Source organism: [Clostridium] ammoniilyticum, from assembly GCF_025566905.1.
GTDB lineage: Bacteria > Bacillota_I > Bacilli_A > Erysipelotrichales > Coprobacillaceae > Faecalibacillus > Faecalibacillus intestinalis.
In genome coordinates, this window is the sequence record NZ_JAOQJR010000001.1 from 319,146 (window position 1) to 345,650 (window position 26,505).

At 29.3% G+C, this 26,505-nt stretch carries 27 protein-coding genes and 1 riboswitch; of the genes, 18 read left to right on the top strand and 9 right to left on the bottom strand.

Annotation, left to right across the window (positions count from 1 at the left end; translation table 11 throughout):
• The first annotated feature begins 60 nt into the window (after positions 1-60).
• Genes lspA through OCV55_RS01625 form a run of 3 tightly spaced genes read left to right on the top strand, consistent with a single transcriptional unit; the run spans position 61 to position 1,910 of the window.
• Complete coding sequence (gene lspA, locus OCV55_RS01615) at positions 61-561, top strand: signal peptidase II (RefSeq protein WP_022002754.1); 501 nt, start codon at positions 61-63, stop codon at positions 559-561.
• A complete protein-coding gene (locus tag OCV55_RS01620; protein ID WP_119363577.1) occupies positions 536-1,441 on the top strand; it encodes an RluA family pseudouridine synthase in 906 nt (301 codons plus the stop codon). Before lspA ends, OCV55_RS01620 begins: the two co-directional genes overlap by 26 nt.
• Before the next feature lies 1 nt (position 1,442).
• Positions 1,443-1,910, top strand: coding sequence for a deoxycytidylate deaminase (locus OCV55_RS01625; RefSeq protein WP_147579613.1), 468 nt, complete (start codon positions 1,443-1,445; stop codon positions 1,908-1,910).
• Between the two features lie 26 nt (positions 1,911-1,936).
• Here the strand turns inward: OCV55_RS01625 and rnhC are convergent, their stop codons facing one another.
• The gene (gene rnhC, locus OCV55_RS01630) at positions 1,937-2,695 is read right to left on the bottom strand and encodes a ribonuclease HIII (RefSeq protein WP_147579614.1); all 759 of its coding nucleotides are present in this window, start codon (positions 2,693-2,695) and stop codon (positions 1,937-1,939) included.
• 99 nt (positions 2,696-2,794) lie between these two features.
• Between rnhC and OCV55_RS01635 the strand changes: the two genes are divergently transcribed.
• The 8 genes from OCV55_RS01635 (at position 2,795) to mgtE (OCV55_RS01670) (ending at position 13,471) form a co-directional block, all read left to right on the top strand.
• A complete protein-coding gene (locus tag OCV55_RS01635) occupies positions 2,795-3,565 on the top strand; it encodes a CvpA family protein (RefSeq protein ID WP_032090382.1) in 771 nt (256 codons plus the stop codon).
• Between the two features lie 2 nt (positions 3,566-3,567).
• A complete protein-coding gene (locus tag OCV55_RS01640) occupies positions 3,568-5,871 on the top strand; it encodes an endonuclease MutS2 (protein ID WP_147579615.1) in 2,304 nt (767 codons plus the stop codon).
• Entirely contained in the window at positions 5,871-7,634 is a 1,764-nt protein-coding gene (gene uvrC / locus OCV55_RS01645) for an excinuclease ABC subunit UvrC (protein WP_147579616.1), read from the top strand. The genes OCV55_RS01640 and uvrC overlap by 1 nt, the downstream gene beginning before the upstream one ends.
• Before the next feature lie 36 nt (positions 7,635-7,670).
• The gene (locus tag OCV55_RS01650) at positions 7,671-7,874 is read left to right on the top strand and encodes a helix-turn-helix domain-containing protein (RefSeq protein WP_022002747.1); all 204 of its coding nucleotides are present in this window, start codon (positions 7,671-7,673) and stop codon (positions 7,872-7,874) included.
• Positions 7,875-7,927: 53 nt separating this feature from the next.
• Entirely contained in the window at positions 7,928-9,064 is a 1,137-nt protein-coding gene (locus tag OCV55_RS01655) for a D-alanyl-D-alanine carboxypeptidase family protein (RefSeq protein WP_267309761.1), read from the top strand.
• Between the two features lie 259 nt (positions 9,065-9,323).
• A riboswitch (M-box (ykoK) riboswitch) is annotated at positions 9,324-9,487 on the top strand.
• A 101-nt stretch (positions 9,488-9,588) separates the two neighbouring features.
• Positions 9,589-10,920: a magnesium transporter gene (gene mgtE, locus OCV55_RS01660; RefSeq protein ID WP_147579618.1), complete on the top strand. Its 1,332-nt coding sequence runs from the start codon at positions 9,589-9,591 to the stop codon at positions 10,918-10,920.
• A 41-nt stretch (positions 10,921-10,961) separates the two neighbouring features.
• The gene (locus OCV55_RS01665; protein ID WP_032090376.1) at positions 10,962-11,909 is read left to right on the top strand and encodes a ketopantoate reductase family protein; all 948 of its coding nucleotides are present in this window, start codon (positions 10,962-10,964) and stop codon (positions 11,907-11,909) included.
• A gap of 218 nt (positions 11,910-12,127) precedes the next feature.
• Complete coding sequence (gene mgtE, locus OCV55_RS01670; protein WP_147579619.1) at positions 12,128-13,471, top strand: magnesium transporter; 1,344 nt, start codon at positions 12,128-12,130, stop codon at positions 13,469-13,471.
• Positions 13,472-13,503: 32 nt separating this feature from the next.
• Here the strand turns inward: mgtE (OCV55_RS01670) and OCV55_RS01675 are convergent, their stop codons facing one another.
• Entirely contained in the window at positions 13,504-14,355 is an 852-nt protein-coding gene (locus tag OCV55_RS01675; RefSeq protein WP_147579620.1) for a Cof-type HAD-IIB family hydrolase, read from the bottom strand.
• A 124-nt stretch (positions 14,356-14,479) separates the two neighbouring features.
• Between OCV55_RS01675 and OCV55_RS01680 the strand changes: the two genes are divergently transcribed.
• Entirely contained in the window at positions 14,480-15,826 is a 1,347-nt protein-coding gene (locus tag OCV55_RS01680) for an MATE family efflux transporter (RefSeq protein WP_032090372.1), read from the top strand.
• On the opposite strand, the gene OCV55_RS01685 is transcribed toward OCV55_RS01680, so the two are convergent.
• Positions 15,823-16,752 (bottom strand): 4-hydroxy-3-methylbut-2-enyl diphosphate reductase, encoded by a 930-nt coding sequence (locus tag OCV55_RS01685; protein WP_147579621.1) that lies wholly within the window; start codon positions 16,750-16,752, stop codon positions 15,823-15,825. The two genes, OCV55_RS01680 and OCV55_RS01685, sit on opposite strands and share 4 nt — an antisense overlap.
• A 21-nt stretch (positions 16,753-16,773) precedes the next feature.
• Positions 16,774-17,076, bottom strand: coding sequence for a hypothetical protein (locus OCV55_RS01690; protein ID WP_107029031.1), 303 nt, complete (start codon positions 17,074-17,076; stop codon positions 16,774-16,776).
• A 138-nt stretch (positions 17,077-17,214) separates the two neighbouring features.
• Between OCV55_RS01690 and OCV55_RS01695 the strand changes: the two genes are divergently transcribed.
• Positions 17,215-17,625 carry a PTS sugar transporter subunit IIB gene (locus OCV55_RS01695; RefSeq protein WP_147579622.1) on the top strand — a complete coding sequence of 137 codons (411 nt, stop codon included), beginning with the start codon at positions 17,215-17,217 and terminating at the stop codon, positions 17,623-17,625.
• Here the strand turns inward: OCV55_RS01695 and OCV55_RS01700 are convergent.
• Positions 17,617-18,543 carry a DUF1848 domain-containing protein gene (locus OCV55_RS01700; RefSeq protein WP_147579623.1) on the bottom strand — a complete coding sequence of 309 codons (927 nt, stop codon included), beginning with the start codon at positions 18,541-18,543 and terminating at the stop codon, positions 17,617-17,619. The two genes, OCV55_RS01695 and OCV55_RS01700, sit on opposite strands and share 9 nt — an antisense overlap.
• 120 nt (positions 18,544-18,663) lie before the next feature.
• Here OCV55_RS01700 and OCV55_RS01705 point away from each other — a divergent pair, with 120 nt between their 5' ends.
• Together OCV55_RS01705 and OCV55_RS01710 are read left to right on the top strand one after the other, a co-directional pair.
• On the top strand, positions 18,664-20,043 hold the full coding sequence (locus OCV55_RS01705) for a DEAD/DEAH box helicase (RefSeq protein ID WP_032090367.1): 1,380 nt from the start codon (positions 18,664-18,666) through the stop codon (positions 20,041-20,043).
• Complete coding sequence (locus OCV55_RS01710) at positions 20,030-20,890, top strand: deoxyribonuclease IV (protein WP_147579624.1); 861 nt, start codon at positions 20,030-20,032, stop codon at positions 20,888-20,890. Before OCV55_RS01705 ends, OCV55_RS01710 begins: the two co-directional genes overlap by 14 nt.
• Here the strand turns inward: OCV55_RS01710 and OCV55_RS01715 are convergent.
• The 4 genes from OCV55_RS01715 to rpsT all read right to left on the bottom strand — a co-directional run bounded on the left by OCV55_RS01715 (position 20,866) and on the right by rpsT (position 24,400).
• On the bottom strand, positions 20,866-21,120 hold the full coding sequence (locus OCV55_RS01715) for a hypothetical protein (RefSeq protein WP_032090365.1): 255 nt from the start codon (positions 21,118-21,120) through the stop codon (positions 20,866-20,868). The two genes, OCV55_RS01710 and OCV55_RS01715, sit on opposite strands and share 25 nt — an antisense overlap.
• Positions 21,121-21,164: 44 nt before the next feature.
• On the bottom strand, positions 21,165-22,223 hold the full coding sequence (gene ispG, locus OCV55_RS01720) for a flavodoxin-dependent (E)-4-hydroxy-3-methylbut-2-enyl-diphosphate synthase (protein ID WP_119363562.1): 1,059 nt from the start codon (positions 22,221-22,223) through the stop codon (positions 21,165-21,167).
• A gap of 25 nt (positions 22,224-22,248) precedes the next feature.
• Entirely contained in the window at positions 22,249-24,018 is a 1,770-nt protein-coding gene (pepF, locus tag OCV55_RS01725) for an oligoendopeptidase F (protein WP_147579625.1), read from the bottom strand.
• A 121-nt stretch (positions 24,019-24,139) separates the two neighbouring features.
• A complete protein-coding gene (gene rpsT, locus OCV55_RS01730; RefSeq protein WP_022002730.1) occupies positions 24,140-24,400 on the bottom strand; it encodes a 30S ribosomal protein S20 in 261 nt (86 codons plus the stop codon).
• 113 nt (positions 24,401-24,513) lie between these two features.
• Here rpsT and gpr point away from each other — a divergent pair, with 113 nt between their 5' ends.
• Genes gpr through OCV55_RS01745 form a run of 3 tightly spaced genes read left to right on the top strand, consistent with a single transcriptional unit; the run spans position 24,514 to position 26,504 of the window.
• On the top strand, positions 24,514-25,467 hold the full coding sequence (gpr, locus tag OCV55_RS01735; RefSeq protein ID WP_147579626.1) for a GPR endopeptidase: 954 nt from the start codon (positions 24,514-24,516) through the stop codon (positions 25,465-25,467).
• A gap of 39 nt (positions 25,468-25,506) precedes the next feature.
• On the top strand, positions 25,507-26,223 hold the full coding sequence (spoIIP, locus tag OCV55_RS01740; RefSeq protein ID WP_032090361.1) for a stage II sporulation protein P: 717 nt from the start codon (positions 25,507-25,509) through the stop codon (positions 26,221-26,223).
• Positions 26,220-26,504 (top strand): hypothetical protein, encoded by a 285-nt coding sequence (locus OCV55_RS01745; RefSeq protein ID WP_022002727.1) that lies wholly within the window; start codon positions 26,220-26,222, stop codon positions 26,502-26,504. The genes spoIIP and OCV55_RS01745 overlap by 4 nt, the downstream gene beginning before the upstream one ends.
• Position 26,505: the final 1 nt, after the last annotated feature.

Below are 26,505 nucleotides of genomic sequence, written 5' to 3' on the forward strand. Positions count from 1 at the left end.
TTTAAAAAAGTCATACTAGGATTTTAAAAAGCTTTATTGTATAATGTCCTTGGTGATTAGATGAAAAATATAAGTAAGAAAAATTGGGTTTTATATATTGTTACTTTTTTGGTGGTTGTTATTGGAGATCAACTTACAAAAATATTAGTGTCTTCTTCGATGATGCTAGGGCAATCGCAAGCGATTATTGATAATTTCTTTTATTATACATATTCGCATAATCAAGGAGCAGCTTGGGGAATGTTATCAGGACATATTAGTTTGTTTGTAGTTGTTTCGCTTGCTGCAGCAATTTTTATGTTTTATTACTTTAGTAAGACAACCAAAGCTCAAAGATTAACACGTTATGGAATTGTTTTAACTTTTGCAGGTCTTGTTGGAAATCTAACAGATCGTCTTTATTTTGGATATGTTAGAGATTTTATTGATTTTATTATTTTTGGTTATGATTTTCCTATTTTTAATATTGCTGATATGGCAGTAGTAATAGGAGTAGGATTGATTATTTTAGAGATTATATTTGAGGATTATATTAATGGAAAAAAGAAAATTAGAGATTAATGAAGAAAATGTACGTTTAGATAAGTTTATTATGAATTCAATTTCTGATTTATCAAGAACACTTATTCAAGAATATATTAAAGAAGGGCATGTTCTTGTAAATGGAAAAATTGAAAAAGCAAGTTATAAAATTAAAATGAATGATGCTATTGAAATCACGATTCCTGATAATAAGGAGATGGATGTTTTACCAGAAGATATTCCTTTAGATATCGTTTATGAAGATCAAGATGTTATCGTTGTCAATAAACCTTCAGGGATGATCGTTCATCCAAGTGTGGGAATTTATAGTGGTACTTTAGTAAATGCTTTACTTTATCATTGTAAAGATTTATCAGGAATCAATGGTGTGAATCGTCCTGGTATTGTTCATCGTATAGATAAAGAAACAAGTGGTTTATTAATGGTAGCAAAAAATGATAAAGCTCATAAATCATTGAGTGAACAGTTAAAAGAACATAGTGTTACACGTCGTTATGTGGCTTTAGTTCATGGTGTTATTCCACATGTTCATGGTAAAGTCAATGCACCAATTGGTAGAGATGTCAATGATCGTCAAAAAATGGCTGTCACAAAAAATAACAGTAAAGAAGCAATTACTAATTTTACAGTATTAGAAAGATATGATGATATGTCTTTAATTGAATGTCGACTTGAAACAGGAAGAACGCATCAAATTAGGGTGCATATGTCTTATATTGGTTATCCAGTTTATGGAGATCCTAAGTATGGAAAGAAAAAAGATGATCAAAGTCATGGACAATTCTTACATGCTAAAAAATTAGGATTTATTCATCCTACTACAGGTGAATATTTAGAGTTTGAATGTCCTTTACCTGATTATTTTCAAGCAAAACTTGATGAATTGAAAGGAGAATAAAATGTCTAAAAAGATTATTAGTTGGCAACAATATTTTATGGGAGTTGCTAAGCTTTCATCTTATCGTTCAAAAGATCCTAATACACAAGTAGGAGCGTGTATTGTTTCTCCAGAAAATAAGATCGTAGGAGTAGGATATAATGGACTTCCATGGGGATGCGAAGATGATCAGTTTCCATGGGCAGCAAGAGAAGGAGATTTGTATGATACAAAATATCCTTATGTTGTTCATGCAGAATTGAATGCCATCTTAAATAGTATTTCTCATTTACAAGGATGTACGATCTATGTTTCTTTATTCCCATGTCATGAATGTGTGAAAGCCATTATTCAAAGTGGTATTAAAGAAATTATTTATGAAGATGATAAATATAATGGAACAGACAGTGATCGTGCTGCAAAACGTATGTTAGATGCCGCGGGTGTCAAATACACAAAAATTCCAGCATTTGAATTAAATAGTTTATAAAATAAAAAGGTCTTCTTTGGAAGACCTTAAATTACATCTTTAATACGCTTATAATTAGTCATATTAGTTTTTGTTACTTTAAGTAACATTTTTTTACCATACTTTTTAGCAATACTTACAGCAACATGATCGACAACTGAGCTTGTATTACCACGAGGCAATTTCACTTTCAAGCTTCTAGACATGTTATTAAAATATTGGTAAAAGGCATATTTTGAAAGAATAGACGAACACATAATTGCAAAGTATTGTTCTTCTCCTTTTTGTTCAAAAGATAAATCCTTAACAACGATTACTTCACTCTTTAAATAATTATAATACGTTTTAGGTGAAACAAATTGATTTACGACTTTTTTATCAACTTTCATTGCAACTTTTTGCATTACATTTGTAACGGCTTGATTATAAAGTTTTGCTTTAATGTTTGCTAGATTATTACCAGCAGCTGCCATTTGATTGTAGTGAGAATTATCAAGAATCAACAAACTATAAACAAGTCGATCTTTGATCTCTCTAGCAATTTCAATAACTTCTTGAGGTGTCATGAGTTTAGGATCACGAACATTTAAGCTCGTTAACCAATCATAATCACGTTCATCGATATAGCATGCAACAACACATAATGGTCCAAAAAAATCACCTGATCCTGTTTCATCACAACCAATGTGAGAATAAGGATAATATTGTTTTTCTTGGTTTGATGGACCACCATCACTTAAAGGGGCATAGTTTTCAACATGCATATCCATAATATTCATTGGTTTGTTATTATTTGCTACATTCATGTCATTTCTTTCCTCCTACCATATATACTAATTATAGCATATTTTTCAAATTTTGACACTATATTTTTGTTTTGATACAATAATTGCAAGGAGGTATTTATGGCTTTATTAAATAATCCCTACATAATCGATATAATTATAGGTCTATTCCTTATTATATATACATTTATTGGTTATCTAAAAGGATTCATTATTCGACTTTATGACTTTTTTAGTCTTTTTATAGCTTATTTTCTAACAATTAATTTTTCTTTTCCTTTATCTAAATTGATTACACTTTATCAATTAGAAGGTTTATTAGAACCAATTGGTATAAAGGTAAATCAATTGTTAGTTGCTGTTATTTTATTTATTGTTGGTTATTTCATTTTAAAGGGAATTGGTGTTTTATTAAAACCGTTTTTAAAGAAAATTGTTTCTTTATTAAAAATGACAAAATTATTAGATCATTTATTAGGTTTGATTTTATCAATTATTGAAGGAATCATTATTGTATATTTTGTTCTTTCAATGATTTTTATTCCTTTTATCAATCAAGGAAAAGAAACAATTGAACAAACGTATATAGGCTCTTTTATAATTGATACCATGCCTCATTATTTTTCATCTATTGCTGATTTTAAAGATTTAAATCAATTAACACATCTAGATGTTTCTTTATCTGATGAAAAACAAGTATCTATGGTGACAAATTTTATAGAAGAAGCAAGTCAAAATAAATGGTTAGATGATGAAACAATAAAAGATTTTATTTATAACTATTATAGTGAAATAGATTTACAAACAGTAGATCAAGAAGATTATCAAAGAATATCTTCTTTATGTCAAAATTATGATATTGATATCAATCTTTTAACGAAAGGACATTAGAAATGAAAAAGAGTTATCGAACATTGGAGTTTTCATTTATTCAAGATTATATTAAAAACTATTGTTTTAGTGAAATGGCTAAAAAGCGAATTGATCAAATACAGCCTTTTCAAGATATAGATGATTTAAAACTCTATCAAGATGATATTTCAAGTGCTATGAAAATCATCTATGCTTATGGACGTATTCCTTTAGCCCCTTATGAAGATATTAAAGAAATACTTCAAAAAGCACAAAAAGGTGGTGTTTGTTATCCTCAAGATTTATTAAAAATCGTACAAATATTAAAAAATGTACAAGAGGTACAAGCTTATTTGGATCAAGAAATTGAACAAAGTCATTTACTTGAAATACTTTCATTACTTTATTTACCTAAAGATTTATATAATGAAATTTTAAAATGCGTCGATCCAAGTGGAAATATTTATGATCATGCAAGTCATGAGCTTTATCGTTTAAGAAGACAAATTTCAGCGATTGAAGCCAATATGAGAAAGAAAATTGAAGCATTAAGAGCACGAAATAAAGATTATTTATCTCATGATGTTATTTCAACAAGAAATGATCATTTTGTTTTACCCGTCAATGTTTCTTATAAAACTCAAATCAAGGGAATTCATCATGGACATTCTTCTTCAGGAAGAACAACATATGTAGAACCAGAAGAAATTGTTTCTTACAACAATCAACTTTCACAAATTAAACAAGATGAACAACTAGAAATTCATCGTATTTTATTAGAACTAACAAAAAAGGTAAGAAGTTATGATCGTGTTTTAAATGAAGATTTAGAAATCATGATAGAAATGGATGCTGTTTTTGCTATTAGTGAATATGGCAAAAAGTTAGATATGGTGATGCCAGTTGTTGATGAAAATTGTCAGGAAATTGAGTTACTTAAAGCGAGACATCCTTTGATTGATCAAAAAGAAGTTGTTGCTAATGATATTGTTTTAAAGAAACCACAAGATATTTTACTCATTAGTGGAAGTAACACAGGAGGTAAAACAGTTGCTTTAAAAACAGCGGGTTTACTTTCTTTAATGGCTATTTGTGGACTTCCAATTCCTGTCACTCAAGCGAAACTTCCATTATTTGATGATGTTTTTGTAGATGTAGGAGATAAACAATCTATTGAACAATCGCTTTCTACTTTTTCATCACATATGAAAAGATTGGTTTTTATTACGCAACATGCGACAAAAAATAGTTTGGTTATAATTGATGAAATTTGTTCAGGAACTGATCCTAAAGAAGGTGAAAGTTTAGCAGAAGCTATTTTAACTTATTTACATAAAAAAGGTGCTTATATTTTAGCTTCTACTCACTATAGTGCATTAAAAGAATTTGCGAAAGAATCAGATTATATTAAAATTGCTTCGGTTGAATTTGATCAAGAAAAAATGCAACCTACTTATCGTTTATTGGATGGTAGCGTAGGAAATTCTTATGCTATTGAAATTTCAAAACATTTAGGTTTAAATCAAGACATTATTCAACATGCTTTCATCATCAAAGATGAAAGTATGACAACATCACAAAAGTTATTAGAAAAATTACAATCAGAATTATCAGCTGTTTTACAAGAAAAAGAAGCTCTTGAAAAATTACAAAAAGAAACAGCAGATAAAGAAAAGCATTATCAACAATTGATTGATAATTATCAATCTAAAAAAGAAAAAATGATTGAAGAGGCTCAAAGTGATGCGAATAAGATTCTTGAAGAAGCACAAAATAAAGCAGATGAAATTTTAAAAGAATTACAAGGACAAATTAAGCCGCATCAAGTTATTCAAGCTAAAAAACAATTAGGTGATTTAAAACATCAAAAGAAACAAGTTGAAAATCATGAAGATCATGATTATAAAATAGGTGATATTGTTAAAGTATTATCTGTTAATCGACAAGGAGAAGTTGTTGACATCAATAAAAAAGGAATGTTGACGATCTCAATGGGTGGTTTAAAATTGAATGCTAAAAAAACAGAAGTTCAATTTATGCATGAAAAAGTTCCAGAAAAGAAAGAAACATCTAATATCCGTTCATTACGAAGAGCTAATAAACAAAGTTATGAACTTAATATTATTGGTATGCGTTATGAAGAAGCAATGAATGCAGTAGATAAATTTATTGATGGAGCACTCGTATCAAATTATTCAACAGTACGAATTATCCATGGAATGGGAACAGGTGTTTTAAGAAAAGGTGTTCGAAAGTTATTGGATAAAAATAAATATGTAAAATCTTATCAAGATGGTGGACCAAATGAAGGTGGATTAGGTGCAACAGTGGTATATTTTGAATAATGGATCTTCAATATATTAAAGATAAGCTATCACTTTTACCAATGCAACCAGGCTGTTATTTAATGAAAGATAAAGATGGTACGGTGATTTATGTTGGAAAAGCAAAAAAATTAAAAAATAGGGTTTCTTCTTATTTTGCAGGAAGTCATAATTATAAAACAACAAAGCTTGTTCAAGAAATTGTTGATTTTGAATATATTGTGACAGATAGTGAAAAGGAAGCCCTTTTATTAGAAATCAATCTAATTAAAGATTATGCACCTAAATACAATATTAGTTTTATGGATAATAAATATTATCCATATATCCAATTAACAAAAGAAAGACACCCACGATTGAAAATCGTTCGAAACGCTAAGGATAAAAAACATAAACACTTTGGCCCTTTTCCAGATGGTACAGCAGCTAGAGAAACATTTAAATTATTAAATCGTCTGTATCCTCTAAGAAAATGTAATCATATTCCAAAAAAAACATGCCTTTACTATCAATTGAATCAATGTTTAGGGCCATGTGTCAATGAAGTAGATGAAGAAGAATATAAAAAAATAACCAAACAAATTACACAGTTTATTCAAGGAGATACCAAAGAAATCATCGATGATTTACAAAATAAAATGATGCGAGCTTCAGAAAGTTTAAATTTTGAACTTGCAAAAGAATACCGTGATTTGATTCAGCATATCAATCATGTTACAAGTAAACAACATGTTCAATTTGCCGATCAAATTGATCGAGATATTTTTGGCTATTATCAAGATAAAGGGTATCTTTCTTTACAACTTTTCTTTATGAGAAATGGAAAATTACTTGCAAGAGATTTAAATCTAGTACCTTTACAAGATGTCCATGAACAAATTACACAATTTATTGTTGGTTTTTATCAAGAAAATACATATCCTAAAGAGATTCTATTACCAGAGGATATTGATACAACTTTGTTAGAAGAAATAGTTGAATGCAAGATCATTAAACCTCAAAAAGGTCAAAAAGCAAAACTTGTAGAAATGGCAACAAATAATGCAAAAGAAGCTTTAGAAAAGAAATTTTTATTGATTGAAAAGAATCAAAAGGCAACGGTAGGTGCTATTAAACAATTGGGAGAAAAATTAAATATGGTTACTCCTAGAAGAATTGAATTGTTTGATAACTCTAATATCCAAGGAGCTTATGCAGTTGCAGGAATGGTTTGCTTTGTTGATGGGGTACCTTCTAAAAAAGATTATCGTAAATTTAAAATCAAAACAGTTGAAGGACCAGATGATTACGGTAGTATGAAAGAAGTTATTTATCGTCGATATTATCGAGTACTTGTAGAAGGATTAAAAAAACCAGACTTGATTATTGTTGATGGTGGTAAAGGACAGATTAAAGTTGCAAAAGAAGTCATTGATAGCTTAAATATTGGTATTAAAGTATGTGGGCTAGCCAAAGATGATCATCATTCAACTGCTGTTTTAATTGATAGTGACTTTAATGAAATTAGTATTGATAAAAAAAGTGAACTTTTCTTTTTACTAACACGTATGCAAGATGAAGTCCATCGCTATGCGATTTCATTTCATAAAAATGTTCGTTCTAAATCTTTATTTCAGTCTATTTTAGATGATGTTGAAGGTATTGGACCAAAACGTAAAAAAGAATTATTAAAACATTTTGGTTCTGTTAAAAAATTAAAAGAAGCGACGCTTGAACAATTAGAAGAAGTCTTACCTAAAGAAGTGGCAAAAAATTTATTTACTGTTTTACAAAACACCAAATAATATAATTTTCATATACTACTATTAAGGAAGTGGACTATGAATATTATATTAACCCCAAGAGAAAAAGAAATATTTCATTTATTAGTCAAGAATTATTCTACAAAAGATATTGCTAGAAAGTTAAATATTAGTGAAAAAACAGTGAGAAATCATATATCAAATGTAATTCAAAAATTAGGTGTAAAATCGCGTATACAAGCAGTATTTGAATTGATTAGGTTAAAGGAATTACAGCTTTAGCTAATTCCTTTATTTTTTTTCTATAATTCTATATAATAGGGATGGTGATGAAGATGAAATTAAAAAGCTGGCATCTTTATGTTCTAGCAACCTTATGTTTTCTATTTGCTTTTACATCATTAAATATGAAATATGATCGTTTTTATCGAGTAAATGGTATAGATAATGATAATCGATCTTTAATAGAAAAGTATTTAGATAAAGAAGAACAGGATTATTTAATTGATCATGGAATATCAGTAGATGAGTTTATTGATTATATTATATATGATCAATTTCATTTACAATATTATCAATATTATAATGAGTTAAAAGAAGCTAAAAAATATGATTCATTAGAAAATTTAATTAATGATGTCAATAGTGTTGTTGATCGTCTTACAGTAGAATTTGGAACGCAAACAGATACATATTTTAAAACACTAATTAAAAATGATTTATTTTATGCTTATCAAAAAAGTACGTATTTTGATTTTGATAATGTACGTTATTATCAATTGTTAAGGACACTTTATAGTGATGATGATTATAGTTATATTATACTTACAAATAATTATGTAAATACTTTAGAAAATGAAAAAGATGATACATATAAGCTCTTTAAAGAAATGGTAAGTACGTATGATGCACAAGGTCTTTATATTTTGATGAATACAGAATTAAAAGCGAATGCTTCTCGACTATATAAAATAGATACAATGTCTCAAGTAATTGATGATACAACTTTTATTGGTGGTTATGAATCTAAACATATGACAATGATTGAAAATATTTCAAGATTATCTTATTCCATGTATTTAAATGAAGAAGCTTATAATGCTTTAAAACAAATGTATGATGATTTATATAAAAATACTAAAAAAAGATTTTTAGTGACAAGTGCTTATAAAAGCTATGATGTTTTAAATTTAGAAGAAAATACGTCACAAGCTGGATATAGTGAATTTCAATTAGGAACATCTGTTTCTTTAAAAGTAAATGGGATAAAAGATGTTGAATTTGTTTCAACAGATGTTTATCAATGGCTTTTAGAACATAGTTATGAATATGGATATGTTTTAAGGTATCCAAGTGATAAAGTAACAATTACACAAAAAGAAAGTTGTAATATTTTTAGATATGTTGGCAAAGAAAATGCGCAAAAGATGCATAATCAAAATTTATGCTTAGAAGAATTAAATAATCAATAATTATTAGATCATTATTCTAATTTAAGGAGATACTTATGAATAAAAAGGGTTGGTATTTGGTACTAATATTAGGTTTTTTATTAGTAACAATATAGCTAGGTAAATGGATAGGTTTACAAAGGCAAATGGATTTTATTGATCTAGCATTAGGACTAATGACGGGAATAGGACTTATTGTTGCTGCAAGTATTAAAATCAAAAGAGAAAGATAAATTTTTATTGACAAGTGTATTTTAATAAATATAATGAACATGAATTGAATAAACAACGGTAGGTGAGGTTACCGCAGGGATTTGGATATCCTAAGATTACTGCCGCAAAATTGTGGAGACACAATGCGCTGGTTAGCAGATAAAGTCGCAAAGGCTTTGTTTAATGTAATTGATATGCCCTGTGATACTAAAGCTTGAACGGATGAAATGAAGAATAGAACATCGCTCAAGCAGCGATGTTTTTTTGTGAGGAGGTGAGTTATATGGACGAGGGTTGTCAAAGGCAAATTCAAAGAAGGAGGAAATATAAAAATGAAAAAAGAATTAATGCTAGAATTATTAAATACAAAACAATACAAACAATTACATACTTTATTAATGGAAAACAATACTGTCGATATAGCTTATCTTTTACAACAAATAGAAATTGATGATTGTGCTATTGCTTTTCGTTTACTTTCTAAAAAGAAAGCAGCACAAGTATTTTCAAATATGGATATTAAAACGCAAAGTCAACTTGTAGAATTGTTTAGTGAAAAAGAGTTAGAATCATTGATTGAAAATCAATATATGGATGATCTTGTAGATTTAATCGAAGAATTACCTGCAAATTTAGTAACAAGACTTTTAAAACATGTTGATGAAAATCAAAGACAAGTCATCAATCAACTTTTGAGTTATCCTAAAGATAGTGCTGGAACAATTATGACTACTGAATTTCTTTCTTTAAAGAAAGAAACTCAACTTGAAGATGCTTTAAATTATATTAAACAAAATGGAAATCATTGTAAAAGCATTTATACAAGTTATGTTTGTCAAGATAAAAAATTAATAGGAATTGTTTCGACGAAAGATATTTTATTAAATGATGAAAATAAAAGTATTGAGGAAATTATGAAAGAAGATTTTCAATATGTTTATACTCATACAGATCAAGAAGAAGTTGTTAATATTTTTAGAAAATATGATTTAGTTGTTTTACCTGTTTTAGATGATGAAAAAATGCTTGTAGGAATTGTAACAGTTGATGATGTCATGGATGTTATGGTCGATGAAACAAGTGAAGATATTTCTAAAATGGCTGCTGTAGAACCACATGATAAAAGTTATTTTGAAACATCTGTTTTTGAACATGCTAAACATCGTATTATTTGGTTACTTGTATTGATGTTTTCTGCAACGCTTACAGGAAGTATTATTACAAGATATGAAAATGCTTTTCAAGCAGTTCCTTTATTAGTCTCATTTATTCCTATGTTAATGGATACGGGAGGAAATTGTGGCTCTCAAAGTTCTACTTTAATTATTAGAGGGATTGCTTTAAATGAAATTCGTTTTAAAAAAATTTTTAAAGTGATGTTTAAAGAATTTAGAATTGCATTAGTAGTAGGGGTGATTTTAGCAATTGCGAATGGACTTAGAATTTATGTGATGTATCAAGACCTTAATATTGCTTTTGTGATTGCTTTATCTTTAATTGTAACAGTTATTTTATCTAAATTAATTGGTTGTATTCTTCCTTTAGTTGCCAATCAAATTGGTTTAGATCCAGCAATTATGGCTTCACCACTTATTACAACAATTGTAGATACATGTTCTATTCTTGTTTATTTCAATATTGCAGTACACATTTTTAACTTATAAATTTTGTGCTACAATATAGAAAAATAAATGGGGGATGAAAAATGGAAATAAAAACAGTTGCTGTTTTAGGTGCTGGAGCAGTAGGTTCATATATTATTTGGGGACTAGATAAAAAAGTAAAATTAGGTGTTATTGGCGAAGGGGAACGTGCTAAACGTCTACAAAAGGGATGTTTGATCAATGATCAAATGTATTATCCTGAAGTATGGTCACCGACAGAAGCACATGGAGTGGATTTACTGATTGTTTCTTTAAAATATTGTGCTTTAAAAGATGCCTTAAAATCTATTCAAACGATTGTTGATGATCATACAATTGTCATGTCTTTAATGAATGGCGTAGATAGTGAAGAAATCATTGGAGAAGCCATTGGAAAAGAACATCTTATGCCATCTTTAATTAAGATTGCTTCACGTAAAGAAAATGGTTATCGTTTTGATCCTGAAACAACTATTGGAATTATTTTTGGAGAATTACAAGCACATTGTCAAAGCAAACGTGTACAAGCAATAGTATCATTATTTGAAAATACAGGAATCCACTTTCGTGCAAGTGAATATATTCAAGAAGAAATTTGGAGTAAATTTCGTTTAAATATTTGTAATAATTTACCTCAAGCTATTTTAGGTGCAGGAGTAGGATGTTATCGAGATAGTGAACATATGAAATTTATTCAAGATGGTTTACGTCATGAACTTGAAACTATTGCACACGCTAAAGGAATTGATTTAAGTAAAGCTGATTCTTCTTCGTCGCGAGGAAGTGCTGTGCCAGCAAGTGCTCGTTATTCAACATTGCAAGATTTAGATGCTAAACGTCATAGTGAAATTGATATGTTTTCTGGAGCGTTGATTAAAATGGGGAAGGAGCTTCATATTCCTACACCTTATAATGAATATACTTATCATATGATTAAAGCACTTGAAGAAAAGAATGATGGTTTGTTTGATTATGATCAAGAAAATCAAAGAAATATGTGTTCTAAATAAGAAGATACCAAATGTTATCTTCTTTTTTTATAAAATCAATCTTTTTATTATGTAAAAAATGATTTTTTTCTTTAAAAGTTTGAACATTATGATAAAATGAACAAGGTGGAGGTGGTAATAATGATAGTAGACCCGTTATCCGGTGGACACAATGGTAATAGTGAGGATCATTTACCACCGTCGGTAAAGTTCCTCTTTAAATAAGAGGGGGAAAATAAATGATAAAACAAATGACTTCTGAAGAATTAAAAAATTTAATTCTTCATGGGAATAAAGAAATAATTAAAGAAGTTTTAGAAAATATTCACCCGGCAGATATCCTTGATATTTTACATGAAGATGAAGATTCATCAAAAGAAATTTTAGAACATTTACCAAATGAAGTTATTGGTGATATTTTAGATGAAGAAGATGATGAAGAACTTATCTTAGAATGGTTGAATTTATTTTCAAAATACAAACAAAAACAAATCTTAGATGAAGTAAGTCATGACGTTATTACGGATGTTATCGGATCAATCGAAGATGAAGATGAAAAAAATGCTTTTTTAGAGTTATTGGAAGATGACGATAAAGAAGATGTCAAACAGTTATTACAATATAACCCAGAAACTGCTGGGGGAATCATGACAACTGAATATTTAGATATTCATGCAAATAATACAGTCAAAGAAACATTGTTATTTTTGCAAACAACGGAAGAAGAACCTAGACATTATCTTTATGTTGTAGATAAAGATAATGTATTAAAGGGGGTTGTTTCTTTAGGTGATATCGTTACAAGTACCTTTGATACACAAATGCTTGAGATTACAAATCAAAATGTTAAAGCTGTTTATTATTATGAAGACCAAGAAGAAGTTGCGAAGACTTTTAGTAAATATGGATATATTTTGATGCCTGTTATAGATGAACAACATCATTTATTAGGTGTTATTGATATCGATGATGTTATGGATGTCATCGAAGAAGAAACAACAGAAGACATGAACTTATTAGGAGGTGTTGGTTCTGAAGAACGTTTAGATTCAACACTTGTAGAATCTTTTAAAAACCGTATTCCTTGGTTGATTGTCAATCTTTTTACAGCAATTATGGCTTCAAGTGTTGTTAGTGTTTTTGAAGGAACAATTGCGAAAGTTGTTGCTCTTGCAACGATTAGCCCGATTATTACAGGAATGGGTGGTAATGCCGGAACACAAACTTTAACTATTGTTGTTCGTGGTTTATCACTAGGAGAATTAGATAAAGAAAATGCTCGCAAAGTTTTATTAAAAGAAATTGGACTTGGTATTTTAAATGGTGTTATCATTGGGGCATTAGTTTCAGCAGGGGCTTGGTTCTTTGCTGGTAATCCATGGTTTGGTGTTGTAGCTGGACTCGCCATGATTTGTAACATGATCGTTGCCACACTTGCAGGTTATTTTGTACCGGTTATTTTAGATAGATTTCATGTTGATCCAGCCCTTGCCAGTGGGGTTTTTGTAACAACATGTACAGATATGTTTGGCTTCTTTGCATTTTTAGGACTTGCAACCATTTTAATGTCACATTTACTCTAAAAAAAAACATTGGAAAAAAAGCCAATGTTTTTTTATATAAGTTGATATTTTTTCATGGTTTTATAAATACCATCTTCAGCAATATCATCACATACTTCATCAGCAATTGCTTTTAAACCTTCTTTAGCGTTACCAACAGCGATACCGATATGGCAATACTCTAACATATCAGCGTCATTCATGCCATCGCCAAAGGCAAAAGTATTTTCTTGAGGAATGTTTAAATGATTGATAAGTGCTTCAATGGCGCTTGCCTTGTTAACACCAACAACGGATAATTCTCCTGAGTCATCTCCAAAAGAAGGAACGGTACAATGAATAACATTGAATGCATCAGAAAAGTTATCTATAATTGTTTGAAAAGGAATATCTTTATTTTCTAAAAAACAAATTTTATTGACATCACTACGATACATACTTTCTCCCTCTATTAAAGATGTAATAAAGTGACTTGGTTGTTCAGCTTTTTTCTTTCTAGCCTTTTCGTCATTTTCTAAATCGCCATAAGTAATCATTTCTAAGCGAGATACTAAATTTTCACTAGCAAATAATCCACCATTACTTTCAAGATAGTAGTCATAATCATTTTCTTCAAAGAAATCAACGACACGATGTACATCTTTGTTAGATACTTTTTTATGATAAAGCATTTCATCACCAATGGTTACAAAGCCACCACCAGCACCAATGATGCCATCAAAACCGATATCTAAAATATGTGGGTAGATTTCAGCAAGTGATCTTCCTGTACATAAAAAACATAAATTCCCTTTTTTTCTTGTTTCTCTTACTGCTTTGATTGTTGATTCTGGTACATATTCTCTTGCAGGTCTAACATCAACGAGAGTACCATCAACATCAAAAAAGATAATTTTTTTATTCATAACTAACCTCCAACTTAATTTTATTATAGCGAAAAGAATGTATTGAAATTAATTTTTTTCATTTCGTGCAAATATTTTTGTTTTCAATAAAATAAGAGTAAAATTATAAATGGAAGGTGAATGTATGAAAGGAAATACACAGGATTTAACAAAAGGAAGTATTGTCAAAGCAATTATTTTGTTTTCAATTCCTTTATTAATAGGTAACTTATTTCAACAACTTTATAATGCAGTCGATTCTTATGTTGTAGGAAATTATGTTGGAAAAGTTGCTTTAGCGGCAGTTGGTGCAAGTACACCAATTATTAATATGTTGATTGGTTTTTTTATGGGCATTTCAACAGGGGCAGGAGTTGTCATTGCTCAATTCTTTGGAGCTGGTAATACTTGTAAAATGAAAAGAGCAATTCATAATAGTATCGCTTTAACTCTTGTTATGGGAGTTGTTTTAACGATTGTTGGTTTATTATTTAATGATCCAATTTTAAAAGCAATTGGTGTTCCTAGTGAAGTGTTTTCTGAAGCTTCAACGTATTTATCTATTTATTTTTGGAGTCTTATTTTTGTAATGGTCTATAATATGGGATCAGGTATCTTACGTTCGGTGGGAGATTCTAAAAGACCGCTTTATTTTTTGATTTTTTCAAGTGTTGTTAATATTATCCTAGACTTTTTATTTGTTAAATATTTTCATTTTGGTGTAGCTGGTGCAGGATATGCGACTTTAATTGCTCAAGCTATTTCAGCAATTATGGTCATGTATGTTTTAATGAAAACAGAGGATGATTATAAAGTTATTTTAAAGGAAATTGGTTTTGACAAAGAAATTTTATTAAAAATTATAAAAATTGGTTTACCTACAGGTTTTCAACAAAGTATTGTTTCTTTATCAAATGTCATTGTTCAATCTTATATTAATGTTTATGGAGCCTCTGTTATAGCAGGTTATTCTGTAACGATTAAAATAGATGGTTTTGTTAACTTACCTTTACAAGCTTTTAATATGGCTATTACAACTTTTGTTGGTCAAAATATAGGAGCTAAACAGTATGACCGTGTAAAAAAAGGAGCTTATATTACAACAGCATTAGCAACACTTACCATTGCTTGTTTTGTAGTAATTATGTATTTCTTTGGTCGTGATTTTATTGCTTTATTTAATCAAGAAAAAGATGTGATTGATGCTGGAAGATTGATGCAGTTAACATTCTTACCATTCTATATTGTTTTACCAATCAATCAAGTTATCAATGGAGTTTTACGTGGAGCTGGACGTTCAGCTGTTCCAATGTATGTGATGATATTCTCTTTTGTTTTCTTAAGACAAATTTATCTTTTCTTAATTACAAAAGTAACAAGTGATATTGTTTATGTCTTTTTAGGATGGCCTACAACATGGGTCGTATGTAGTTTGATTTTTATTATTTATTTTTTCAAAGTACAATGGTTACCACAAGAAAAAGATGCCTAGGCATCTTTTTGGTTTAATATTTTATTTTTATCAATGATAGGTTTTTGATATGTTTTAGAATCATTGATATCAAATTGTTTTAAATAATCAATTACTTGATTTGTAAGATATGTTGGTGTAGAAGCTCCTGAGCTTACAGCAGCGTATCTTTTATTTTTTAACCATTCAATTTCTAAATCTTCAATACTTTCAATCATATAAACATCACATGTATGATAATCATGAGCAATACTTGCAAGTTTTCTTGTGTTGTTTGAATGAGGATCACCCACAATAAAGATAATATCAACATCATCTTCAATGTTTTTAATAGCTTCTTGACGTATTTTAGTAGCTGTGCATGTTTCTTTTTCAATTTCTACAAAAGGTAAAATTTCTTTTGCTTTTTCGCATAAATCATAAACATCATAAAGAGACATTGTTGTTTGATTAGTCATAACATATTTTTTAGTAGGATCTATTGTTTTTAAATCATCTCTATTTGTTATTAAATGAATTCTTTTTTCATCAATTGAAATTGCGCCTTCTGCTTCAGGATGTCCCTTTTTACCAATATACAAAATTTCATAACCTTCATTTAATTTATCTTGAATAAGATCATGAGTTTTAATTACATCTAAACAAGAGGCATCAATTACTTCTAAACCTTTTTCTTTCGCTTTATCAAATACTTTTTGACTTGCTCCATGAGCAGTAATAATGACTTTTCCTTCATTGATTTCATCTAATAGTTCTAATCGTGTTTTTCCTTTGATATCAATTGTTTGAATTCCTAAATCTTCTAAGGCATTTACAATATATTGATTATGTACAATCATTCCTAGAATATAAACAGGTGTTGTTTGGTGTGCTTGTTTTTTAGCTATTTCAATTGCACGAACAACGCCTTTACAATAACCTCTAGGAACAATACCTTTTACTAACATCTTTTATCACCTCAAAGATGATTATAACATATTTTCAAATATTTCATTGTTTTCTTTAGAAATTGGTTTTAATTCCTTTTCTATTTCATCAAAATCTATGTCATTTAAATGATTCATTGCTTTTAATAAAGTCAAACCTTGTTTGGTATTATCAATTAATGGTTTTACTTGATAGATAATAGGAATAACTTGATTTGCGATTTGAATACCTCGTATCGTTGTATGAAGAGTATGTTGTAAATTAAATTTTTTAGGCATTCTTTGAAAATAAGGATACATCTGAGGTTGATAGTAATAATAATTGGGGTTTTGATAAGGATACATAAAATCACCTACTATAAAATATGATAAAAAGATAAAAAAGTGAAACTTAAAAAGATAAGATAAAAATTACAAAGAAAAATAAAAACCCTTACATTGAAATAGAGGGTATGTTATACTCACAAATAGTGAGGTGTTTAAATGATTAGAATATTATTATGTTGTGGTGGGGGCTTTTCTTCAAGTGCTATTGCAACAAGGATGAAAAAAGAAATTAAAGAAAAAAATTTAGAAGATAAATACAGTATTGAATTTTTACCATTTGGTTTAGGATTAAAAGAATTAGACCGTTTTGATGTTGTTATTTTATGTCCACATTTGAAGGTAGAATTAGATAGAGCTTTAAAAAATCAAACAATTGATAAACCACTTTATTTACTTCCATCTAAAATGTATGGACTCATGAAATTTGATGAAATCATTGTCGATATTGAAGATGTAATGAAAATGTATCAAGAAAATCCAGTCGTACCTTTGAAATTTCCTGGAGAAGATAATTTATTACGTATTACTAGAGGTGTTGCTTATCGCCACGCACATCCCTTAAAATAGGGAAAGTTGTCGATCAATATAAGAAACCTGTTTTGCTTCTTTAATAATATCGTCTTTTTGAAAGTCTCCAATTAAAAAAGGGGACTTTTTATTATGCTTTTTAATATTTTTTAAAACAGTTACACGATCGTAATTGGCATAACAATAAAGGCAACTATGTAAACACGTATTATAAACGCCAATATCATTATTTAATAAACAACGGCATCCTTGTCTAGCTTCATTTATTTTAGGTAGTTTTAATGAATGACCTAGAGCTCTTTCAATAATTTGTTGATTCATACATCCACTTGTATAAACACCTGTTGTTTTTAAAGCTTCATTTTCGTGACACGTATAGATTTCAAAGTTATATTTTTTTCCAATTTCTACAAATTTTTGACAAAGATAGACCTGATCTTTTTGATTTACTTCTTGAACTTCTTTAAAATTCTTTTTTGTTTTTTGATATAAATCGATAAAACTAATGACACATTGATGAGTATATCCAGTTAGTTTTTGACACATTTTTTCAAAGATTCGAAGATGATATTCAATGGTATAATAATCATTTAAAAAGATAGGGTCATAACGCCAACCAATACAATGACTTCCTATTTTTTTAGATAGTTCAATGAAGCTACGAATAATTTCATTTTTATTGGGAACATAGGGTTCAATCGTTTGATTGTAAGGGGTGATTGTTACAAACCAAAATTGTTTATAGTCTTTAATTAAATCTAGACGTGAAAGCATTGGTTTAGGATTTTTAGTACAAAAACAAATAATATCAATGACTTGAGGATCTAAAATATATTTTGTGACTTGATGAGGGAAATAGGGATTACGAACACAGACAAAACCTTCTTGAATACGATTAAAAAACCAGTCACTAAAAAAGGCAGGAATATCTGTACGATTACCAGTATTTAAGATCATCTAATCACCTCCAACAAGAATATTATAGAATAATTATAAAAATCCATCCATAATATTTGTTGAAATGTATCAAAAATATGGTATAATAACGTGACTAAAAAAAGAAAAAAGGAGGATTTTATGGCAACTTTTCAAGATTTTAAATTACAAGAATATTGTAATCAAGTAATTAAAGAGTTAGGTTTTAAAAAGCCAACCCCAATACAAGAAAAAGTCATTCCCCTTGTATTAAAAAATAGAGATATTATCGGGATTTCACAAACAGGGACAGGTAAATCACATGCATTTTTATTACCAATCATGTCTCGTATTGATGTCAATAAAGATTGTGTGCAAGCTGTTATTACAGCACCAACAAGAGAACTTGCTTCTCAATTATTTAATAACGCTAAAACATTTACAAAATATTTACCAGAATTACGTGTTTCATTGATTGTTGGAGGAAGTGACCGTCAAAGAGCTGTTAATAAACTTTCAACACAACCACACGTGGTTATTGGAACACCAGGACGTATCAAAGATTTATCTTTAGATGCGCAAGCTTTACAAATTACAACAGCAAAAACTTTTGTAGTCGATGAAGCAGATATGACATTAGAATTTGGTTATTTAGAAGATATTGATGCTGTGGCAGGAAAAATGGCTGATGATCTACAAATGATGGTTTTCTCAGCAACGATTCCACAAAATCTAAGACCATTTTTAAAGAAATATATGCAAAGTCCAATTACTATTGAAATCGATAGTAAACTTGCTACAACAGCCAATGTTGAACATATTTTACTCGCAACAAAGCATCAAGATCGTTATGATGTTTTAAAGAAGATCATGGCAACAATTGATCCTTATATTTGTATTATTTTCGCGAATAAAAGAACAGAAGTATCAAAGATTACGCGACAATTAAGAGAAGATGGTTATAAAGTTGGAGAAATTCACGGAGATTTAGAACCTCGTGAAAGAAAGAAAATGATGCGACAAATCAATAACAATGAATATCAATACATTGTTGCGACAGATATTGCTGCACGTGGAATTGATATTGATGGTGTTTCTCATGTCATTAATATGCAATTTCCAACAGAACCTGATTTTTATATTCATCGAAGTGGACGTTCAGGGCGTGGAAACTATACAGGTATTTGTTATAGTATGTATGATACAACGGATGAAAAAAATATTGCAATTCTTGAAAGAAAAGGGATTGAATTTAAGAATATGCAACTTAAAAACGGACAATTTGTGGATTTAGGACAAAGAGAAAAACGTAAAAAACGTATTCGTCAACAAACTGAACTTGAAAAACAAGTTCAAATGATTATCCGTAAACCTAAAAAAGTGAAACCAGGATATAAAAAGAAACGTAAATATCAAGTTGAACAAGTTGTACGTAAACAAAAACGTGCGATGATTCGTGATGATATCCGTCGTCAAAAGAAAGAACGTGCCCGTCAAGCACAAATCGCTAAACGTATGGAGGAAGGCAATGATAATTGGTAGTCATGTCTCAATGTCTGGAAAAGACATGCTTTTAGGTTCAGTAAAAGAAGCTTTATCTTATGGTGCTAATACGTTTATGTTTTATACAGGTGCACCACAAAATACGAGAAGAAAAGCCATTAGTGAATTAAAGGTGGAAGAGGCAAAAGCTTTAATGAAGGAAAATAACATTGATTTAAAAAATGTTGTTGTTCATGCACCTTATATCATTAATCTTGCTAACACGGTTAAAGAAGAAACTTTTGAATTAGCTGTTAACTTCTTAAAACAAGAACTCCAAAGATGTCAAGATATTGGGACATCGATTCTTGTTTTACATCCTGGAAGTCATGTAAAAGCTGGAGAAGAAGTAGGTCTTCAACAAATCATTAAAGGTTTAAATGAAGTATTAAAAGATACACCTTATCAAGGAAAGATTGCCTTAGAAACAATGGCAGGAAAAGGTAGTGAGTTAGGAAAGACATTTGAAGAAATCAATTATTTGATTTCTCATTGTGATTATCCTGAAAAATTAGGTGTTTGTTTAGATACGTGTCATATTCACGATGCAGGTTATGATTTATCAAATTTTGATGCAATCTTAGATGAATTTGATCAAGTGATTGGTTTAGATCGTTTACTTGTTGTTCATTTAAATGATTCTAAAAATGTTAAAGGGGCTCATAAGGATCGTCATGCAAATCTTGGCTTAGGTGAGATTGGTTTTGATATTTTAAATGGGATTGCTCATAATGAAAGAATAAAAGATGTTCCTAAGATCTTAGAAACACCTTATATTGATGGTAAAGCTCCTTATAAAGAAGAAATAGATATGTTGAAAAATCAAGAATTTAGAAATATTGAATGATGATTTTGAAACAAAGATTTCAATTTTAAACTAGTGGCAACACTAGTTTTTTTCATAATTGATTGAAATAGAATAGGTAAATAATGTTCACTACAGAGTAAAAAACGGTTTTGATCTATCACTTGATAGATTGCCTTCAAATCTTCTTCATTTAGCTCTAATGCTTGTATTTCCTTATTGCTTCTAAAATCTTCATACGATAAAAAATGTTCAATGAATAAATTTTCCATAGTTTTACGCCTCCATAGTTATATATATGAAAAAAAGATGGTTATTATGAATTAACCATCTTTAAAATTTCATCTTTGAGCGTTTGTACCATATCTTCTTGTTTAACTTTTTTAATAATTTTTCCTTTTTTGATCAATAATCCTTCTTTAACACCACCTGCAATACCAATATCGGCATTTTTGGCTTCACCTGGACCGTTAACTGCACAACCCATAATGGCTACGGTAATATCTTGATGGATATTATTTAAGAAATCTTCAATTTCTTTAGCGACTGGAATCAAATCATATTGAATTCTTCCACAAGTTGGACAAGACACAAGGGTAGGAACATTTTTAATTAGCCCCAATTCTTTAAGCAATGTTTTTGCTACTTTAATTTCTTCTACAGGATGATCACTTAAAGAAACACGAATCGTATTTCCAATTCCTTGATATAATAAAGTACCAATACCTAAAGAAGATTTAATTGTTCCTCCAAGTTTTGTTCCTGCTTCTGTAACCCCTAAATGAAGGGGACAATCAAAGGTTTCACTAGCAAGTGTATAGGCCTCAATTGTAAGCATTGTATCGGAAGATTTTAAAGAAATACAATAATCATGGAAATCTAGACTTTCCAAAATATCAATATGTTTCTTTGCACTTTCAATCATTCCTTTGGCAGTAGGACGACCATATTTTTCTAAGATATCTTTTTCTAAAGAACCACTATTGACACCAATACGAATAGGAATATGATGTTCTTTACAAGATTCAACAACGGCTTTTACCTTTTCAATACTTCCAATATTTCCAGGATTGATACGAATTTTATCAATTCCTGATTCAATCGCAATCAAAGCTAAACGATAGTCAAAATGAATATCGGCAACTAAAGGAATATGCACTTGTTTTTTAATATCTGCTATCGCATATGCATCTTCTTTGTCAAAAACAGCCATTCTAACCATTTCACAACCGGCATCTTCCAATTCTTGAATTTGTTTAACGGTTGCTTCTACATTTTTAGTTTTGGTATTTGTCATGGATTGAATAATGACATGATTATTACCACCTAATGTTAAATTTCCTACTTGAAACGCTCTTGTTTGTTCTCTTTTCATTTCTATCACCTAATACTATTATAAATTATTTTACCAGCTTTTCAAATTCATTTAACAAATCTTCAAAATAATGGAAAGCATCATCATAAAGAGCGTCATCTAAAGGATCAACACCCGCATGACTTAATAAGTCAACAGGAGATTCTTTTCCACCTGATTTTAAGAAGTTTAAATAACGTTCAACTTGTTGCGTGTCACCATTTAATATACGTTTCACGATAGCTAAAGCAACAGTCATTCCTAAAGTATATTTATAAACATAATAATCATAATAGAAATGAGGAACATAATAACAAGACCAACCTACAAGTTCATCCATTTTTACATCTTCACCAAAGTATTCTTGATTCAATTTTGCATAAAGATCAGTCATGATTTTAGAAGACATGGGTTCATTGTTTTTAGCCATTTCATGAAGACGGTGTTCAAAGTCCGCAAACATTGGTTGTCTAAAAATAAGACCAACACAATTTTCTAATTGTTCATAAATATAATAAGCTTTTTCTTCTTTAGATGAAGCATGATCCATCATATAGTTGATAAGTAAAGTTTCATTAACGGTTGAAGCGACTTCAGCGACAAAGATACGATAATTACTATTAATATAATCTTGATTATGGCTTGATAAATACGTATGCACACTATGACCTAATTCATGGATCATAGTTGATAAAGAATTATAATCGCCAATGAAATTCATTAAAATATAAGGTTGTGTTAGGTAACTTCCGCTACTATAAGCGCCACCACGTTTACCAACAGTAGGATAGTAATCGATCCATCTTTCCTCTTTAGCACGATTAATAATAGCTAAATAATCTTTACCAAAAGGTGCTAAAGCTTGATTAATGATGTCAAAACATTCTTCAATTGTAAATTTCTTAGAAACACTTTTTACAAGAGGAACTGATAAATCATAATTATAAAGTTCATCTAGCCCAAGAATTTCTTTTTTTAAATGATTATAGCGATGGAATAAATAGCGATATTCATTATTTGCTTTATCTAAAATTTTAAAGAATAAATCAGTAGGGACATCATCATTAAAAACACTTGCTGCAAGTGGTGAATCAAAATGACGGATATCACTATAAAAAGCATCTTTTTTCATAACCCCTGAAAGCGTAGAAGCAAAAGTATTTTCAAAACGCTGATATTCTTTAAAGAAATGATGGTAGGCTTGTTTTCTAACGTCTCTATTTTTATTCTTTAAAAATTCATTAAGTGTCGCTTGATTTAATGTTTTCTTTTGACCATTGACTTCAACATCTTCAAATTCTAGGCGTAAAGAATCAAAAACTTGTTCTGCTAATTCAGATATATTGTCTACTTTTGCAACCAATTCTTCTTGTTCTTTATCTAATAAATGAGGTTTAAATGCTAAAGCATTTTCTAAAGAATACCGATAAGATTTTAAACGTTCATCTTTTAAATATTCTCTTACTGTTTCATCATTTTCAACGATTTCATTATCAACAAAAACAAGTTTAACACTTGATTGTTGAATGAGTGACATCACTGTTGCCAACATCTTTTGATATTCTTGATTTTTAGGTTCTACATCGCAGTTTAAATGCGCAAAGCAATAGGCTTTACTTACAAGCATGGACATTTCGTCACGCTTTGATAAAAAACGTAGAAACGTTTCAATGCTTTCTGTAAGCTTTCCTTGAAATGAAGTCAATTCATCAAGTAATTGTTGACTGACTTCTATATCATGATAAAACTCTTGAGGATCTTGATAAATTTTAGAAAGATCCCAAGTATATTTTTCTTCTATATCTTTTCTTTCCATAAATACATCTCCTTGTAATGTAAAAATATTTTACTCTTATTTTATTTCAAAGTCTATTAACATTATAATCAAGAAAAGAAAGAATAAACAAAAAAACCAGACATTTGTCTGGTTTCAATGATTAGATTGAGTTAACTAATTTAGCTAATTTAGATTTTTGTCTAATAGCGTAGTTTTTATGATGGATTCCTTTGTTTACATAAGAATCTAATTTGCTAGAAGCGATTACTAATGCTTTTTCAGCAGCTTCTTTATTTCCAGCTTCAACTTCAGCTCTTACGTTTTTGATTGCAGTTTTTAAAGCTGATTTATAAGAAGCGTTTTTAGCTCTTTTTTTGTTATCGTTTTTATAACGTTTAATTTGTTGTTTCATATTTGCCATGATCTTTCACCTCGCTTTGCAATTTGCCATTTCATTATATATAAAAAGTCAAGTAATTGCAACAATTTTGTGTAATTTGTTGGAAATAAGGTAATAATTTTTAAGGTGAGAATATGAATAAGTACAATACACATAGTGATTTGGCGAAAGAATCTTTAGAATTATTAAAGGAAGGAAAACATTATAAGCGCTTTATTGAAAAAATGGATAATTTTTCAATAGAAACCTATGAATTTTTAGAAGATACGGATTATTTGAAAAAGGGAAAGTATATCGAAATTTTTTTTAAAGAATCTTTTATGTCAATTAGTCAACATGTGACTCGACTTTTAAAAGAGATGATAGATCAAAATGATTATCCCCGTATTTTAATTATTGGACTAGGAAATCCTTATTTAACCAGTGATGCCATTGGACCACGTACCTTAAGAGACATTCGTGTGACTCATTATTTAGATGATGGTCTTAAGTTAGAAAATCATTATTATGATATTTTATCATTGACACCAGGTGTGATGTATCAAACAGGAGTTGAGACAGTTGAAGTGATTCAAGCAATGGTTGATCAGTTTCAAATTGATTTAGTGATCGCTATTGATGCTTTATGTGCAAGAGATTATCAAAAATTAGGACATGTGATTCAAATTAATAATGTTGGGATTCATCCAGGGAGTGGTATTGGTAATCATCGTCAGGCCATTCAAGAAGAAACTTTAGGATGTCCTGTCATCGCAATTGGTGTTCCTACAGTGATTTATGCCAGTTCCATTGTAAGAGATGTTTTTCAATTAATGAAAGACTATTTTGGGGATGCTTTGGATATAAAAAATAAATTAAAGATTGGTAAAAGAAAGAAATATGAAGGAGAGCTTTCTGTAAGTCAACAACAGTATTTATTAGGGCATGTAGGAAGTCTTGAACAAGAAGAATTAGAATCGTTGCTTTATGAAATACTGACACCAGTTGATCGTAATTTTGTGATGTCTGATAAACAAATTGACGAAACGGTAGAAAAGGTAAGTGCCATTCTTTCAAAGGCTTTAAATGACTTAAGGTATAATTCTTGATTTATTTCATATATTTGAATACATACAAGGAGAGCGCCTATGAAAATAAAAGTATCTATTCAAATTATTTTCAAAATAATGATCATTGTTTTAATGATTATCTATTTACCTTCTTATAGTCATCAAAATGTGAAAGTTTTTAAAGCAATTTCAACAACGGAAGCCTTGCAGACAAGCGTACCAGTTACCTCAAGTAAGAAAATTCATCTATATAATACACATCAAGGAGAAGAATATGTTGGATATAATGTAAAAGAGGGAGCAAGTTATTTAAAGGATTGTTTAACAAAAGAAGGTTATTTTTGTGATGTTGAACAAAATGATTTTGAAAACTATAAAAATATACATCGAATTGCATATAATCAATCTTATGTTGTTTCAAAGATGTATTTAGAAAATTCTTTAAGAGAAAATGGGCAATATGATTTAGTCATTGATTTTCATCGAGATAGCCTTGATAAAAAATATTCTACACTGGTTTATAATCAAAAAAGTTATGCTAAGATTTTGTTTGTCGTAGGAAAAAGTAGTGGAAAATTTGATATGGTCAATCAATTATCTACAGAACTTTCTAACAGGGCAAATGAGAAAGTGCCAGGATTATCTAAAGGAATTATGGTAAAGAAAAATCATTATAATCAAGGAATTTGTGATCATACGATTTTAATTGAATTTGGAGGACAAAATAATACGAAAGAAGAAGTCCAAAATACAATCGAAGTGATGTCTCAAGTAATTAAGGAGTATTTACAATGAAAGAACTTTTAATTGATTTTACAATGGTCGGTTTATTATTATTTTGTATGAATGGTTTGTTGAATAATCATTATATTCAAAATGAAATGGTTTCTAAAAATATTGTTGCTTTTGAACAAAATGTACAAAAACAAAAAGAAGTTAATTCAGATGAAGGTCTCTATGATAATCAAAAAGATAATACACTTTCTTTAATTGTTAAAAAGATAAGTCAAATTTGTATCCAAATAATTCAAACAATTGTCTTGCTTATCTCTCAATTTATTAGTAATATCTTATAGA